This window comes from uncultured Pseudoxanthomonas sp. (assembly GCF_947498795.1).
GTDB lineage: Bacteria > Pseudomonadota > Gammaproteobacteria > Xanthomonadales > Xanthomonadaceae > Pseudoxanthomonas_A.
Genome location: NZ_CANMLQ010000001.1, coordinates 833,942 through 849,106 on the forward strand (window position 1 = coordinate 833,942; position 15,165 = coordinate 849,106).

Consider the following 15,165-nt stretch of genomic DNA (forward strand, 5'->3'; position numbering starts at 1 on the left):
CGATGAATGCAGCAGGTGGACGGCAGGGCATCCTGTCACTGGCAGTGAAGGACAAGGCCGCGCTGTACAACGCCTACATGCCGTTCGTGAAGGGCGGCGGGATCTTCGTGCCCACGCCCAAGCGCTACTTCCTCGGTGACGAGGTGTTCCTGCTGCTGACCCTGCCCGAATCCAGTGATCGCCTGCCGGTGGCGGGCAAGGTGGTCTGGGTGACGCCCGTCGGCGCGCAGGGCAACCGCGCTTCCGGCATCGGCGTGCAATTCGCCGAGAACAGCGAAGGCGAAGCCATCAAGAACCGCATCGAAACGATGCTGGCCGGCAGCCTTAACGGCGAGAAGCCCACCCATACGATGTGATGCGCAGGCGGGCTGCATGCTCGCCCTTCCTGTGCACTCTCTCCTGCGTCACGCCCGCGCGCGGCGCAGGTAGCGGATCGCGGCCCGTTCCCATTGCCGGGGCCCGCTCGCATGGCGGGCGGCGCGCTGGAGTGCGCCGTCCTCCCAGCCCGCGAATACGCGCGGATCCACGTAGTTCTTCTCGCAGATGCGCGGCGTGTTCCCCAGCAGGTCGGCGGCGCCACGCAGCACGGCCATCCTGACCTGTGCGCGCTGCGCATCATCGCCGGGCATGGGCGGGTCCTGCATCGCCAACGCGCGGAACGCGAACAGCGTCGCGCCCAGGGTACGGAAGTCCTTCGCGGTGTAGTGGCCCTGCAACTGCGCCTGCAGATAGTCGTTCACATCCCCGGAGGTGATGCGATGGACGCGGCCTTCTTCGCGGTACTGGAAGAGCGCCTGTCCCGGCAGTTGCCGGCACTGCCGTACCAGCCTTACCAGTCGCGCATCGGACACGCGTGATTCGAGCGGCTTACCGCCTTTGCCACGGAACGCGAACCGCACATGGCCTGCGGCGATGAACTGCGCATGCGCATTGCGCAGCGTGGTAAGTCCATACGAACCGTTTTCCCGTGCATAGCTCGCGTTGCCGACGCGGAGCAGCGTGTGGCCGAGCAGGGCGACCACCAGCGCGACCACTTTCCGCCGCGGCAGCCCAGGCAGGGACAGGTCGGCACGGACCTGACGGCGCAGGCGAGGCAGGGCGTCGGCGAATGCGATCAGTCGGTCGTACTTGCGGGCGCCGCGTTCGGCCTGCCATGCCGTGTGGTAGCGGTACTGCTTGCGTCCGCGCGCGTCACGACCGGTCGCCTGCAGGTGGCCTCGCGCATCCGGGCAGATCCACACATCGGTATAGGCAGGTGGAATGGCCAGTTGGCGGATGCGCGCGAGTGTCGCGTCGTCGCGCACGGGACGCCCACGCGGATCCACGTACGCGAACCCGCGCCCGCGGCGTCGCCGGCGCAGGCCGGGCATGGCATCGGAGGTATAGCGCAGTCCGGCCAAGCGGGGTCAGAACTCGTCCACGTACTCGAGTACCAGCCCATACTGCTCGCCGATGTCGTCCGCAGTGGCGCGTACGCGGTCGGCATGCGACGACGTGGCTTCCACTTCGACGGCATGCACGTCGTCGCCGGGCATGTCGTCCGAAAGGCCGGCGGAACTGGAATCATCGTCGTCCATGTGCGGCATCAGGTCGGCGAGTTCCTCCACCCGCTCGACGCCGTCCACGCCATGCAAGGCGGCCAGCAGGGCATCGAAGCCTGTGCGCGGGCCCGTCGCCCGCAATCTGATCATGGTCATGGTTGTCCTCGTTGCGGGGCGCATGTGTCTTGCCGGCGAACTTAGGGGCGGCGAAGTCACGTCCCCGTGAAGTCCGGCGAGGCAGCGCATGATGCGTTCAGGATGCGGTGGCGCGAGCGTACCCGCGCAGGGTCTCGCCTGATCCGCGTTCGCGTCGCACGGCATGCTCAGCGGGCGTGCGGCCCGGATGTCGTCGTCGAGGCCGCGGAGAGCATGGTTCCGCCATTGAGCCACCTGCCAATCACCGTGTGCCGCACGAGCAGTTGGTAGCTCGCGAACGACAGCAGGAACGTGGCAGCCAGCGACGCCGCGAACTCGAGCGTCCAGTGCCACGGCACGTCCAGCAGCCGGTACTGGACGGCCAGAAGCACGGGCAGATGGATCAGGTAGACCCAGTACGCGCTGTCGGCGAGCCAGCGCAGGGCGGTGCTGCGCGAATCCAGCCATCGCTTGGACGCCAGCAGGCACCAGAGCGTCATCCAGCTTCCCGCGCATGCTTCCAGCAGCGCGCGCACGCCGTGTGCCCAGGCAGAGGCGTGTTCGGTCTCGAAGCCGTCGGTCCATCGAAACAGCCAGGCGTAGGCGGCGAGCGCGCCGGCCAGCAGGAACGACGAAAGGGGACGAAGGCGATCGAGCAGCCCGTCATGGCGGCACAGCTGGTAGCCGAACGCGAAATACAGCCCGAAGAACACCAGCGCCCACAGCGCGGGCACGAAAAATTCCGGCGCCGGCCATGGCGCGCCGACCATCATCAGTGCCGGTGCCGTCAGCACAGGGCCCGCCACGACCCAGGCGAGTGCAGGCATCCCGAAAAGCCGGGTGCCGATGCGTCCAAGGCCCAGGGCCGAGGCGACCCAGACCAGCAGCGTGAACAGCATCAGATAGAACAGGAACCACAGGTGCGCCCACCCCGGCATCGCGGGCATGGCGCCGTGCTGATCGATGAAGGCACGGATCCATGCCAGTGCCGGCGGTGGATTCGACGCCGTTTCAGCGGCGTGTTGCGTCAGCCAGGTCATGCCGGCGAGGAGGGGAGGCGTCAGCACGAGCAACGGCAGCAGGATGCGCCTGCATCGATGGCGGAACAACGCCGCCATCGAGCGGCGTGTCACCAGCCGTGCCGAAAAGTAGCCTGCGATGGCGAAGAACAGCGGCATGCGGAACAGGTGCACGAACCACGCGACTGCGTCGACGACCGACGAATTCTCCCGATCCGCGGCCGGCCATAGCGGATGCATGAGCGGGCTGTAGGCCAGCGCTGCATGGAAGACCACGCCGGCCAGCATCGCCAGCGCGCGCAGGTTGTCCATGGCGTGGAGGCGATCCCCGGGCGGCACGATGGCGCCGCTCAGAGGAACGAGGTCTTGCGCGCGTGCACCCAGCCGGCGATGAGGATGGCGATGCCGATCACCGCCAGTTCGGCGCCGATCAGTCCGAGCACCTGCGGACTCCAGACGATGGCATCGCCGCGCAGGTGTTCGCGAATTCCGGGCATCGAGGTGACCCAGTAGAGGAAGGGGCCGATCAGCGTCATCAGTGCCAGCATCGCGAAGACGTTCCAGCCTTCGGAATCCACCGCGATCACCATGCACAGCGAGAGGCAGAAATTGGCCAGCATGAACAACGCCACGACGACCAGCCACGGCACCATGCCGTCCGGGCGGGGCGTGGTCAGTACCAGCGCCAGCAGGAAGCCGCCAACCAGCAGGAACGGCACCAGGTAGATGGCTAAATTGGCCAGCAACTTGCCCCAGAACACGTCCATGGGCGTCACGGGCAGGCTCATGACGAAGGCTTGGGTCTGCTGCTTGCGTTCGAGCATCACTGAAGACTGGATGGCGTAGGAACCCACCACGAGCAGCAGCACCAGCAACAGCAGCGCGCCCGCCGAGGCCAGCAGCGGCGTGCCCATGCCCACCAGCCCCAGCGCCAGCAACAGGCCGGCGACGAAACCGGCGAGTTGCTTCTGGTAGACCTGCCAGTCCTTGACGATCAGCTTGCGGACCACCGCGCCATCGGATGCGAGCCAGTTCATGCGTTGTTCCCTCCGCGGACGGTGGTGACGAAAATGTCTTCCAGCGCCATCGGCTCGACTGATTCGATGTGGAGACCGATGGCCTGCAGTGCGGGCAGCGTGGTGGCGTCGAAGGCGCCGGTCTTCACTTCCAGCAGGGGCGCGCTGTCGCGGATCGAGGCGATGCCGGGCAGCCGCCTGAGCGCGTCGGTCGAAGCGCCACGGCAAAGGATCCGCCGCCAGCCGTCGAGGAAGGATTCCTTGTCGCGCGACGCGACCACGCGGCCGCCATGCAGGAAGGTGATCGAATCGGCGATCTGTTCGATGTCCGCGGTGTTGTGCGACGAAAACAGGATCGAGCGTTCCTCGTCGCGCAACACATCGGCCAGTGCGTCCAGCACCTCGCCGCGCGCGACCGGGTCCAGTCCCGTGGTCGGTTCGTCCAGCAACAGCAGGCGTGGATGGCGGGCGAAGAGCAGCAGCAGCAATGCCTTGACGCGCTGTCCGTGCGAGAACCCGGCGAGCGCCTGGTGCGGCCGCAGGTCGAAGCGCTTCAGCAGATCCTGCGCATAGGCTTCGTCCCACGCGGGATAGACGCTGCGGACGAAGTCCATGTGCCAGCGCAGGCTTTGCCCGCGGTAAAGGCGCATGTCGTCGGAGGCGTAGCCGACTTCCTGCTTCACCGAGACCTGGGCGTGTGGCATGGGCTGGCCGAGCACGTCGACCTTGCCGCCATCGGCCCGCACGAGGCCCATCAACAACCGCAACAGCGTCGACTTGCCGGCGCCGTTGACGCCGACCAGGCCCATGACCTGGCCCGTGGGAAGCGCGAGGTCGATGTCGCGCAGCGCGAAGTCGTCATACCGCTTGTGCACGCCTTCGAGTGCGATGGCGAGTGTCATCGTGGCTTCCTTCCGTCGGGATCGATGAGGGGTTTGTCGGGTTCGTCGGACAGGGCCTGTTCGACGCGATCGAGGACCTGCCGGCGGTCGAGGCCGAGTTTCCTGGCCGCCTCGAGCAGGCCGGCGAGTTGCGACTGGAATTCCTGGGCGGCGAGCATCTGCGTGGCGTCGAGACTCTCGGCCACGAACGAGCCTTTGCCCTGCCGCGTCACGATGACGCCGGCCCGTTCCAGTTCCAGGTAGGCCCGCTTGACCGTGATCACGCTGACCCTGCTGCCCGCTGCCAGCTCGCGGATGGACGGGAGCGGCGCGCCGGCCTTCCATTCGCCGGCCATGACCTTGGCGACCACCTGCGCGATGATCTGCTCGTACATCGGCGTGATCGAATGGGGAGACAGCAGCAGGTCCGTATCCATTCAACCCCCGTGCGCGTGAGGCACGCTGCGTGGCGATGCAGCGGTGGCGAGGGAAGCCCCCCTATCGGTTTCGCGAGCCAAGCGTAGAAGTCCCAAGTCGGCATCTGTGTATAGTGAGTATACACAGTAGTTCATTGCCGTCAATGCATCGCTCGCCGGCGGATCGCTGCCCGCGGCCGACGTGCTGAGGCGTGGACCGGGTGGGGTGGGTGCGACCCGGCTGATGCACAATGCGACCCCCTGCCGGACCCGGACGCACCATGGACCTCGAGACCCTCCTGACCGCCGCATTGCGTGAAGCCGGCTATGGCCAGGACGCCATCGGTTCGGCCATGCCGAGGATCCTGCGCATCCTGGAAGCCGAAGACGTGCGCATCGAGGTCGGTCGCGCGCTGTCGCGGAAGGAGCGCGAGTACGTGCGTCTCCAGCTCGAACTCGGACTGAGCGTGCGGGAAGTGGCTGCCGGGCTGAAGAAGTAAAGCGGCGCCATGCCTGGCCCTGCGCCGCGCTCCGGGCGGCGTGTTCGCCCCCCCGACATCGACGGACTGTCGCCCGGCACGCTGCAGTTGCCGCCCGGCGCATGGCCGACGGTACTGGATTGCCTGTGCGAACGTTTTCCCGCCATTCCACGCGTGCAATGGATCGAGCGGATGGCGCGCGGGCGCGTCGTGGATGGCGACGGGAACCCGGTGACCCCATCCCGCTCCTATCGTGTGGGGCTGGACATCCATTACTACCGCGAAGTCGCCGACGAGCCCGTCATTCCGTTCGACGAAATCATCCTGCACCTGGATGACGACCTGCTCGTTGCGGACAAGCCGCACTTCCTCCCCGTCGTGCCCGCGGGCCGGCACGCCCGTGAAACGCTGCTGGCGCGCCTGGTCCGCCGCACCGGCAATCCCGCACTGGTGCCACTGCACCGGATCGATCGCGAGACGGCGGGGGTGGTGATGTTCTCCACCCGGCCGGAAAGCCGCGCGCGTTACCAGGCGCTGTTCCGCGAGCGAAGGATCGAGAAGCGCTATCAGGCGATCGCGCCGGCGCTGCCGCACCTCGTGTTCCCCTGCATCCGCACCAGCCGGATCGTCGCCGGCGAACCGTTCTTCCGCGTGCAGGAAGTCCAAGGGGTGGCGAACAGCGAAACACGCATCGATGTCATCGCGCGCGGCGGCAATCGCTGGCGCTACGCGCTGACGCCGGTCACCGGCCGCAAGCATCAGCTGCGCGTGCACATGGCGGCACTCGGCGCGCCGATCGCTGGCGATACGTTGTATCCCTCAGTGCGCCATCGCGCTGTCGGCGACCATGCGGCGCCCTTGCAACTGCTGGCCGAGCGGCTTGCGTTCATGGATCCGCTCCTCGGGATCGAGCGCTGTTTCACCAGCGGCTTTGCGCTTGACGCGTGAGCACCATCGTCACGGGCCCGCGGCGCTTGCTCGCTTGCTGCCCAGCCAAGGCAGGGCGAACAGCCAAAGCCCGGTGATCAACTGCAGGAACAACGGCGGCAGGGGCGAGTACGTCACCCACGCCGGTGGTTCGCCCGTCATCGCCGCCCGCCAGGCGAAGTTGAGCACGACAGTCAGGGTGAACACGATGGATAGCCCGCGATGGCTCTGGCGGGAAAGACGCGCGATGCTCACGGCATCTCCTTGTGCTGGCGTTCAATCATCTTCCAGCCGTTGCCGGAAGGATCGCGGAAGCCCGCATCGACCTGGCCGTAGCGGCTGATGGGCGCCTGGATGAACTCAACGCCGTTCGCGCTCAGGGCTTCGTAGGTGGCCTTGCAGTCCTTCACTGTCAGCACCAGCGGCGGCATCGCGCCCTTGGCGACCAGGCTGTCCAGCGCGGCGGTGGTGGCGGCGTCGTGCAGCGGCGGGCCTGGCATGAACAGACCGAGTTGCACCGAGGGCTGTTCGGGATGCTGCACCGTCAGCCAGCGGTAGTCGCCGTTGCGTATGTCCGCCTGCACGCGGAAGCCGAGCTTGTCCACGTAAAACGCGAGCGCCTCGTCCTGGTCGCGGACGTACACGCCGATCACATCGATGCCCTGGATCATGGGACCTCCTTCGTTGGTGGCGCCACCGTAGCTGCGACGGCCTGCCTGCGCTTCTCCAAAACTGCGGTCTTCAGGTCAGGACGTTCGGCCGCACGCAGCACGCACTCGGGGATGGCGCCGGCCAGGGTCGCGGATGCGCGTGCGCGCTGGCGATACTCGCGCGGGCTTTCACCGGTGATGTCGCGGAAGATGCGGCCGAAGGTGCCGATGCTGGTCCAGCCGGTCTTCAGGGCGATGTCGATGACCGGCGCGTCGGTATCGCGCAGCAGGGATGCCGCGCGTTCGATGCGCCGCGTCAGCAGGTAGCGGTGCGGCGGCAGGCCGAAGGCCTGCTTGAACGAACGCGCGAAGTGCGCGGGCGAAACGGCGCTGACCTCCGCCAGCCGCTCGACCGCCCACGCCTGGTCGGGGAAGGCATCCATCCGGTCCTTGGCGCGCAACAGCCGGCGCAGCAGTTCTGGGCTCTGGGTCATGGGCAACAGGCTACTGGAGGTGATCACGAGGCGAGGGTGGCCGGACGTGATGGCTGCGCATAGTCTGCCCCCTCGTTGTCGCTTGGAGCGGTCGCTGGTCGCCATAATGGGCATCGCCGCAGGGCACGGCCGTGATGGAAATTCCGCATGATCCGCTGCACGATCCTCTTGTTCGCAGGGCTGCTGACGATGGCGGTGTCGACGGCCCGCGCAGCGCCGCCCGCGGCCGCGTCTCATCCTCCGGCGACTCCGCTGGAACACCTCCCCGCCCTGAAGGGCGACTACTTCCCGCTGACCGATCCGGGTTCCGGTCGCGTGCACCACGTCTACGTCCGCTATCCCGAGAGCTATGACGCCCGATCGGCCACGCGCTACCCGGTGGTGTACGTGCTGGACGGCGACAGCCTGTTTCCGCTGCTGGCGCCGACGCATCTGTTCCTGCATTATGACGAGCGATTGCCCGAAGCGATCATCGTCGGCATCGCCTACGGTGGCTTCGACCCGGCCATCAACAAGCGCCACGTCGATTTCACGGCGCCGGGCAGCGATCCCACCGCAGAGCAGGGTGGAGCGCCGGGCTATCTCGCGTTCCTGCGCGCGCACCTGGTGCCCGAAGTCGAGCGTCGCTATGCCGCCGACCCGGCGCGGCGCGTGCTGGTGGGACAGTCGCGCGCCGGTTACTTCGTGCTGTGGTCCGCATTACAGGATCCGGACCTGTTCTGGGGACGAATCGCCAGCAATCCCTCACCCGGGCCGGCGCGTGAAGCGCTGTTTGTCGCAGCGCGCCCGCACACGCGCGCCGACCTGAGGGTGGCAGTCGCCAGCGGCACGCGCGATACGGCCGAGCGCCAGCGCATCGCGCGCGACTGGACCACGCACTGGTCCACAGCGTCGATGGGTGCACCATGGCGGGTGACCCTGCTGACGATCCAGGACGGCACACATGCGGCGACGATCGGCGAAACCTACCGGCGCGCGATGCTGTGGCTGTTCCGCGAAGACATCCCCACGCCGTGACCGCGGTGCCCCGGCGTGGCGCAGCGCGTCATTCCTGCGTACAGCGGTCGCGATTCGGATGCATCGCCGGGCGCGATCCGTAACCGGCTTCACAGAACCGCGCCGATCGTCGGAAATCGACGTCTCGTGTCACACGATGGGCATCCAAGCGGCTTAGTCTCGAGGCATGGAGACCTTGGCGGACATTCGGGCCATCCTGGCCGCGGCGGGTCAGCGCATCGAGCGCGGGGCGCTGCGCGAGGATCCGCGCGCGTTCATGGATGCGCTGTGGCGGCAGGTCTACGACCGCGCGCCGGATGACCTGCAGCCCTATGTCTGGTCGCGGCTGGCGGATTTCTCGGCGCAGCTCGGCGTCATCGAGGATGTCGCGGCCGAACGCAGCCCGGTACGCGCGCCGCCCGAGGTGTTCGCGCGACGCTAGCCGTGCTCTGGTGAGCCCCTGGTCTCGGCTGGTGAAGGTGCGCTGACCTCTCCGTGTGCGTGCCTGCGTTGTCTTGGGGATGGAAACAGGCAAGACTTACGGCATGAAAGCCGGTATCACCGTTCGCCCCGCACGCCCTTCCGAAGCCGCCGCCCTGTCCACGATGATGCGGCGCACGTTCCTTGCCACCCACGGCCACTGCAGCACGCCGGAGAATGTGGCGGCGCACGTGGCGGCGATGTATTCGCCCGAGCGCCAGGCCGAAGAGATCCGCGACCCCGACACGCTGACCCTGATCGTCGAACAGGACGGCGTGTGGGCCGGCTATGCGCAGCTGCGGTGGGGCACGGTGCCGCCGACCGAGGTGGTGCTGCGGCCCACCGTGGAACTGGCGCGCATCTACCTTGACGAGGCCTTCCACGGCAAGGGCATCGCCGCCGTGCTGGTCTCGCACCTGCTGGCGGCGGCCAAGCTGCGAGGCTCGCGTTCGGCATGGCTTACCGTCTGGCAGGAGGCGCCGCAGGCAATCCGCTTCTGGCGCAAGCACGGCTTCCAGAGCGTCGGCCGGTCCATCTTCTACATCGGCGACGACCCGAAGGAAGACTGGGTGATGACGCAGGCGTTGCCTGAGGGCTGACATCTTCGCCCCACGCTGGGCGCGGGAAGAGAAAGGCCGCTCGGGAGCGGCCTTTTTCATGCGCGGATCAGACCGTTGGCTGACGGAGTGCCGGGTTGTCCCAGCCCGGGCGCGGCGCGAAGCGGTCGCCGTGGCGCGCCTGCAGTGCCTTGAGCTTTTCCCGCAATGCGTCGGGGCCGACCGCTTTCACGTGCTCGATGGGGCCGCCGCGGAACGGAGCGAAGCCGGTGCCGAAGATCACGCCGGCATCGAGCAGGTCGGCATCGGCGACCACGCCGTCGTGCAGGCAGGCGACCGCTTCGTTGAGCAGTGGGAGGATCAGGCGGTCTTCCAGATCGTCAGGCGCCTTGTACTCCTGCGGCACCTGCGGCTTGACGGCCTTGCCGTTCTCCCACTTGTACAGGCCCTGGCCGTCTTTCTTGCCGCGCTTCCCGGGTTCCACCGTGGCCAGTGCCGCGGGCAGTTGCAGGCCGAGGAAGGGCGACAGTTCCGCACCCACGCCCTGCGCCACGTCCAGGCCCACGGTGTCGATCAGTTCGATCGGGCCCATCGGCATGCCGAACTTCACCGCGGCCTTGTCGATCACCGGGCCGGGGATGCCTTCGGCGTAGGCGGTCGCGGCTTCCAGCATGTACGGGAACAGCACGCGGTTGACCAGGAAGCCCGGCGTGCCGGCGACCGGCACCGGGAACTTGTCCAGCGCCTTGCAGAACGCGGCAAGGCGTTTGACGTTCGCTTCGTCCAGCGCGTCGTGCTGCACGATCTCCACCAGCGGCATCAACGCCACCGGGTTGAAGTAATGCAGGCCGGCGAACTGCGCCGGACGCTGGATGTGCTCGCGCAATTCGGTCAGCGGAATCGACGAGGTGTTCGTGGTCAGCAGCGCATCGGCTTTCAGGCGCGGCTCGACGGTCTGGTAGAGATCGCGCTTGGCCTCGGGGTTCTCGATGATCGCCTCGATCACCAGATCGGCCTGCGGCACGCCGTCGCCGGCCAGGTCGCCCTTCAGGCGGGCGGCCACGGCGGGGCGCTTGCTCTCGTCCTTCACCTTCTTGGCGAACAATTCCTGCGCACGCGAGAGCGCGCCATCGATGAAGCGCTGCTCACGGTCCTGCAGGGTGACGTTGAAGCCCTTGTAGGCGGACCACGCCGCGATGTCGCCGCCCATCACGCCGGCACCGACGACATGCACATTCGCGATGCCGTGGTCCCTTCCACCGAGGCCCTTGAGCCGTTCGGTGAGGAAGAAGATGCGGATCAGGTTGCGCGCGGTCGGCGTGCCGGCCAGCTTCACCACCGCCTTGCGCTCGGCATCCAGGCGCGCCTGGATGCCCTTGCCGCCGGCGGTCTTCCAGACGTTGATCAGTGCGTAGGGCGCAGGGTAGTGTGCCTTCGGCGCCTTGCGAGCGACCTGCTTGAGCATCTGCGGCGCCAGCAGTTGGCGCGCGAGCCAGCTGTTGCTGATCCAGCCGGTGAAGCGCTGCTTGAAGGGGCGTTGCGGGCGCGACGCGATCAATGCGACGGCGGCGTCGACCAGCACGGCCGGTTCGGCGATCTTGTCGACCAGGCCCATCGCCTTGGCCGAGCTCGCCGACAGGGTGCGGCCGGTGAGCATCATGTCCATCGCCTTCGGCGCACCCACCAGGCGCGGAAGGCGCGCGCTGCCACCCCAGCCGGGGAAGATGCCCAGCTTCACTTCGGGCAGGCCGATGCGGGTGGACGGATCGCTGCTGGCCACACGGTAGTCGCACGCCAGCGAAATCTCGGTGCCGCCGCCCATGCAGAAGCCGTGGATCGCTGCCACCGTTGGGCAGGGCAGGTCGGCCAGTTTCTGGAAGACGGCCTGGCCGCGGCGGATCGCATCGTTGACGGTGCCCTTGCGGTCGAACTCCTGGAATTCCTTCAGATCCGCGCCGGCGATGAAGCCCGACGCCTTCGCCGAACGCAGCACCACGCCCTTGGGCGGATCGATGGCCAGGCGTTCGATGATGTCGGCCAGTTCGATCAGGACATCCTGCGAGAACGCATTGACGCTGGCGCCCTGGCGGTCGAACGCGAGCACGACGATGCCGTCGGCGCGCAGCTCGGTCTGCCAGTGACTGAATCGCAGCCCATCGAAGTTCGCGGCCATGCAGGGGACCATCCGTTCACGTATGGAGAAGGCCGCTATCATCCCGAGGTTGTTTCGTCCCCGTCAAATCCACATATGGAAAGGGAACGCCGTCACGGGCGTGACCACGGCACCGGGGATGTTCCCGTTGCGCCGGTTAAATTCTTGATAGGGCAACGGTTTGGACAAGGCGTTGAACTTTCCCCCGCTAGCGCGGTCACAGGGCCCGGCCACCGCCGAGCCGACAGGAGTGCGGCCCGGCATGGCCGAAGTTGATCCAACCCAGGAGCTGGACCTCGAGCTGGTCAGGCGCGTGCAACGCGGCGACAGCGCGGCCTTCGACCTGCTGGTGCGCAAGTACCAGCATCGCGTGGTGGCGCTGATCGGGCGTTACATCCATGACTGGAGCGAGTGCCAGGACGTGGCCCAGGAGACGTTCCTGCGTGCTTATCGCGCGCTGGGCAATTTCCGGGGCGATTCCCAGTTCTATACGTGGCTGCACCGCATCGCCGTGAATACCGCCAAGAACCACCTGGTCGCGCACAATCGACGCCCGCCCACCGCGGACGTGGATGCCGCCGACGCCGAGCAGTACGACATCGGCTCAAGGCTGCGCGACACCGACACCCCAGAGCGCGAACTGATGCGCCAGGAGATGGAGGCGACGGTGATGAAAGCGGTCGATGGCCTGCCGGAGGAACTGCGGACCGCGATCACCCTGCGCGAGGTCGAAGGCCTCAGCTACGAGGAGATCGCGCAGAAGATGGACTGCCCGATCGGCACCGTGCGTTCCCGCATCTTCCGCGCGCGCGAGGCGATCGACGAACAACTGCGTCCCTTGCTGGACGTGGACAGCACAACCCGGGAGCGTGCCCGCTCATGACCGCCCGCAACGAGACACCGATCATCGACAAGCTCGACATCCACCATCGCCAGCAGCTCTCCGCCCTGATGGACGGCGAGCTGATCGCCGACGAGGCGCGCTTCCTGCTGCGCCGCCTGCAGCACGACCACGAACTGGCAGGCTGCTGGGAGCGCTGGCAGCTGTGCGGCGATGTACTGCGCGGGCGGGGCCGCGCACCGGCGCCAGCCGGTTTCGCCGGGCGCGTGGCGCAGGCGATCGCGGCGGAAACCGCGCCTGCGGCCGCAAGCGCGCCCCAATCCATGCCGACGCGTCCGCGCGGCCTGCTCGCGCGCTGGGGCGGCGGCGCCCTGGCGGCGTCCGTCGCGCTGGTCGCGCTGTTCATGGCGCGCCAGCAGTCCCCGCAAGAGGTTCCCGTCAGCAGCGGCACGTCGATGGCGTCGGCCCAGGCCACATCGCCAGCCGCAATGCCCGAAGCGCCTTCCGCGCCTGCGCCGGATGCCGAAGCCTATGCGGCGGCGGCCGTCGCGGTGGCGGCAAGCGTGCCGCGCCGGCAGGAAGCGGCGCGTCGCAGCGCGACCCGCAACCAGCAGGCCGCACGAAGTGCCCAGCGCGTGGCGCGTGCCGACGCCCCGGTTCGCGCAAGCGCCACCTCGCGTGGCGTGTCTTCCGACCCTGTCGCCGCCCTGGCGTCCGCCTCGCCGCTGCCGTCGACAATCAATCCGTTCTCCCATCGCAGCCAGGAGACCGCGTCCGTCGCCTCGCGTCCCTGGCCGCGATCCGCCCTGTCCGCCTATCCGTCTGCAACCGGTGGCGTGACGACGGGTTACGCCTCGGATTCGGCCATGCGGACGTTCTACCCCTTCGAGCCCCGCCTGCCTTCCGCGCCCCCGGTCTTCGCCCCGGTCGACGCGCCGCGCGACTGACACGCGCGCATGCGGCGATCTGCCGGATGCGAGTTCTCCCGTACTTCCCACTTATCGAGGCATGCGTTCGATGACTCCTCACGCCCGTAACGGCCTGCTGGCCATGCTGATACTCACCGCGCCACTCGCTGCCTGCGCGCAACAAGCGGAGGCGCCTGCCTCCGTGGCGGCGGCCCCGGCGGTCGCGCAGTCGGCGGCGCCGCAACTCGTGACCGGGCTGCCCGATTTCACTCAACTGGTCGAGCAGGTGGGCCCGGGGGTGGTCAACGTCGAGGCCAGGATCGGCACGCGGCGCAGCGCGGGCACGGACGAGGAGGCCGATATCCCCGAAATCTTCCGCCGCATGCTGCCGCCCGGCTTCCAGATGCCGGGTCCGGGCCCTCAGGGGCCGCAGCGTAGGGGCACCTCGATGGGGTCGGGCTTCATCATCTCGGCCGACGGTTACGTGCTGACGAACCACCACGTGGTCGATGGTGCGGACGAGGTGAAGGTGACCCTGCCGGATCGCCGCGAGCTGACCGCCAAGGTGGTGGGCAGCGACCAGCAGTACGACGTCGCCCTGCTGAAAGTGGATGCCAAGGGCCTGCCGACCGTACGCATCGGCAACTCGACCACGCTCAAGCCCGGTCAATGGGTGGTGGCGATCGGCTCGCCGCTGGGGCTCGACCACTCCGTCACCGCAGGCATCGTCAGTGCTGTCGGCCGCAGCGCATCCCCCGAACAGCGCTACGTGCCGTTCATCCAGACCGACGTGGCGATCAACCAGGGCAATTCCGGCGGTCCGCTGCTCAATACGCGTGGTGAAGTGGTCGGCATCAATTCGCAGATCTTCTCGGTGTCCGGCGGCTACATGGGCATCAGCTTCGCGATCCCGATCGACCTGGCGATGAGCGCGGTGGAGCAGCTGAAGTCAACTGGCAAGGTTAGCCGCGCCATGCTTGGCGTCAGCATGCAGAACATCGGTGCCGACGAGGTCAAGGCGTTCGGCCTGCCTGATGCCAACGGTGCACTGGTGGTCACGGTGGAGCCGACCAGCGGCGCCGCGAAAGCCGGCATCGTGCCGGGTGACGTGATCACCGCATTCAACGGACGCAAGATCGGAACCCGCGAAGAGCTCCCGCCGTTGGTGGGACCGCTGGGTGCGGGCAGCAAGGCGGTCGTCACCGTGTTCCGGGATGGCAAGGCGCGCGACATCAATGTAATCCTCAGTGCGCTGGAAGAGTCGACGGAAACGGCCGGAACGCCGCAGACCCTCCCGGACCAGCCGGCGGCGCCTTCGGGCACCAATGCGCTGGGCATCCAGACCCAGCCGCTGGACGCGGCGACCCGCAAACGCATGGGGCTGGAGGGGCAGGGAGGCGTCATCGTCAGTCGGGTCGATGGTGCGGCTGCGCGCGAGGCGGGCCTGTCTCCCGGCATGGCGATCCTGCAGGTGGGCCGCACGAAGGTGGAGACGCCCGCTGAGCTGGACCGCGAACTTGCCCGGGCGAGGGCCGGCGATACCGTCATGTTGCTGGTCCAGCACCCGAACTACGGGACGCGGTTCCTCGCCATCACGCTCGACAAGCGCTGAGGCCCTGCGCAGGCGGTCGCCCCGCCCCACGGCGGGGCGTCGCCATTTCGGTCTGTCTGCC

Annotated in this window: 19 protein-coding genes; 9 read left to right on the forward strand and 10 right to left on the reverse strand. The window is 67.8% G+C overall.

The window, feature by feature from the left end:
* Positions 1-2: 2 nt before the first annotated feature.
* Positions 3-356 carry a PilZ domain-containing protein gene (locus Q0907_RS04110; RefSeq protein ID WP_296280132.1) on the forward strand — a complete coding sequence of 118 codons (354 nt, stop codon included), beginning with the start codon at positions 3-5 and terminating at the stop codon, positions 354-356.
* A gap of 48 nt (positions 357-404) precedes the next feature.
* Here Q0907_RS04110 and Q0907_RS04115 read toward each other — a convergent pair whose 3' ends face one another.
* The 6 genes from Q0907_RS04115 to Q0907_RS04140 form a co-directional block, all read right to left on the reverse strand.
* Positions 405-1,400, reverse strand: a complete 996-nt coding sequence (locus Q0907_RS04115; RefSeq protein WP_343229805.1) for a DNA topoisomerase IB — start codon at positions 1,398-1,400, stop codon at positions 405-407.
* Positions 1,401-1,406: 6 nt separating this feature from the next.
* The gene (locus Q0907_RS04120; protein ID WP_299341795.1) at positions 1,407-1,697 is read right to left on the reverse strand and encodes a hypothetical protein; all 291 of its coding nucleotides are present in this window, start codon (positions 1,695-1,697) and stop codon (positions 1,407-1,409) included.
* A 167-nt stretch (positions 1,698-1,864) separates the two neighbouring features.
* Positions 1,865-3,007 carry an acyltransferase family protein gene (locus Q0907_RS04125; RefSeq protein ID WP_299341796.1) on the reverse strand — a complete coding sequence of 381 codons (1,143 nt, stop codon included), beginning with the start codon at positions 3,005-3,007 and terminating at the stop codon, positions 1,865-1,867.
* A gap of 38 nt (positions 3,008-3,045) precedes the next feature.
* Positions 3,046-3,732, reverse strand: a complete 687-nt coding sequence (locus Q0907_RS04130; protein WP_299341799.1) for an ABC-2 transporter permease — start codon at positions 3,730-3,732, stop codon at positions 3,046-3,048.
* A complete protein-coding gene (locus tag Q0907_RS04135; protein ID WP_299341802.1) occupies positions 3,729-4,613 on the reverse strand; it encodes an ABC transporter ATP-binding protein in 885 nt (294 codons plus the stop codon). Before Q0907_RS04135 ends, Q0907_RS04130 begins: the two co-directional genes overlap by 4 nt.
* Positions 4,610-5,029, reverse strand: a complete 420-nt coding sequence (locus tag Q0907_RS04140; protein WP_299341805.1) for a GntR family transcriptional regulator — start codon at positions 5,027-5,029, stop codon at positions 4,610-4,612. The genes Q0907_RS04135 and Q0907_RS04140 overlap by 4 nt, the downstream gene beginning before the upstream one ends.
* Before the next feature lie 260 nt (positions 5,030-5,289).
* On the opposite strand from Q0907_RS04140, the gene Q0907_RS04145 reads away from it, so the two are divergent.
* Together Q0907_RS04145 and Q0907_RS04150 are read left to right on the forward strand one after the other, a co-directional pair.
* The gene (locus Q0907_RS04145; RefSeq protein ID WP_296280139.1) at positions 5,290-5,508 is read left to right on the forward strand and encodes a polyprenyl synthetase; all 219 of its coding nucleotides are present in this window, start codon (positions 5,290-5,292) and stop codon (positions 5,506-5,508) included.
* Between the two features lie 9 nt (positions 5,509-5,517).
* Entirely contained in the window at positions 5,518-6,435 is a 918-nt protein-coding gene (locus tag Q0907_RS04150) for a pseudouridine synthase (RefSeq protein WP_299341809.1), read from the forward strand.
* Positions 6,436-6,444: 9 nt separating this feature from the next.
* Here the strand turns inward: Q0907_RS04150 and Q0907_RS04155 are convergent, their stop codons facing one another.
* Genes Q0907_RS04155 through Q0907_RS04165 form a run of 3 tightly spaced genes read right to left on the reverse strand, consistent with a single transcriptional unit; the run spans position 6,445 to position 7,558 of the window.
* Positions 6,445-6,669: a hypothetical protein gene (locus Q0907_RS04155; protein ID WP_299341812.1), complete on the reverse strand. Its 225-nt coding sequence runs from the start codon at positions 6,667-6,669 to the stop codon at positions 6,445-6,447.
* Positions 6,666-7,085 (reverse strand): VOC family protein, encoded by a 420-nt coding sequence (locus Q0907_RS04160; protein WP_299341815.1) that lies wholly within the window; start codon positions 7,083-7,085, stop codon positions 6,666-6,668. Before Q0907_RS04160 ends, Q0907_RS04155 begins: the two co-directional genes overlap by 4 nt.
* Positions 7,082-7,558, reverse strand: a complete 477-nt coding sequence (locus Q0907_RS04165; protein WP_299341818.1) for an AraC family transcriptional regulator — start codon at positions 7,556-7,558, stop codon at positions 7,082-7,084. Before Q0907_RS04165 ends, Q0907_RS04160 begins: the two co-directional genes overlap by 4 nt.
* Before the next feature lie 147 nt (positions 7,559-7,705).
* Here Q0907_RS04165 and Q0907_RS04170 point away from each other — a divergent pair, with 147 nt between their 5' ends.
* The 3 genes from Q0907_RS04170 to Q0907_RS04180 all read left to right on the forward strand — a co-directional run bounded on the left by Q0907_RS04170 (position 7,706) and on the right by Q0907_RS04180 (position 9,633).
* Positions 7,706-8,575: an alpha/beta hydrolase-fold protein gene (locus tag Q0907_RS04170; RefSeq protein ID WP_299341821.1), complete on the forward strand. Its 870-nt coding sequence runs from the start codon at positions 7,706-7,708 to the stop codon at positions 8,573-8,575.
* Between the two features lie 166 nt (positions 8,576-8,741).
* Positions 8,742-8,996: a hypothetical protein gene (locus tag Q0907_RS04175; protein WP_299341824.1), complete on the forward strand. Its 255-nt coding sequence runs from the start codon at positions 8,742-8,744 to the stop codon at positions 8,994-8,996.
* Between the two features lie 103 nt (positions 8,997-9,099).
* Entirely contained in the window at positions 9,100-9,633 is a 534-nt protein-coding gene (locus Q0907_RS04180; protein WP_296280144.1) for a GNAT family N-acetyltransferase, read from the forward strand.
* A gap of 67 nt (positions 9,634-9,700) precedes the next feature.
* Here the strand turns inward: Q0907_RS04180 and Q0907_RS04185 are convergent, their stop codons facing one another.
* Positions 9,701-11,764, reverse strand: a complete 2,064-nt coding sequence (locus Q0907_RS04185; protein WP_299341827.1) for a 3-hydroxyacyl-CoA dehydrogenase NAD-binding domain-containing protein — start codon at positions 11,762-11,764, stop codon at positions 9,701-9,703.
* 241 nt (positions 11,765-12,005) lie between these two features.
* Between Q0907_RS04185 and rpoE the strand changes: the two genes are divergently transcribed.
* The 3 genes from rpoE (at position 12,006) to Q0907_RS04200 (ending at position 15,104) form a co-directional block, all read left to right on the forward strand.
* Positions 12,006-12,626 carry an RNA polymerase sigma factor RpoE gene (gene rpoE / locus Q0907_RS04190; protein ID WP_299341831.1) on the forward strand — a complete coding sequence of 207 codons (621 nt, stop codon included), beginning with the start codon at positions 12,006-12,008 and terminating at the stop codon, positions 12,624-12,626.
* Positions 12,623-13,531 (forward strand): sigma-E factor negative regulatory protein, encoded by a 909-nt coding sequence (locus tag Q0907_RS04195; RefSeq protein WP_299341832.1) that lies wholly within the window; start codon positions 12,623-12,625, stop codon positions 13,529-13,531. The genes rpoE and Q0907_RS04195 overlap by 4 nt, the downstream gene beginning before the upstream one ends.
* 70 nt (positions 13,532-13,601) lie before the next feature.
* A complete protein-coding gene (locus tag Q0907_RS04200; RefSeq protein WP_299341835.1) occupies positions 13,602-15,104 on the forward strand; it encodes a DegQ family serine endoprotease in 1,503 nt (500 codons plus the stop codon).
* Positions 15,105-15,165: the final 61 nt, after the last annotated feature.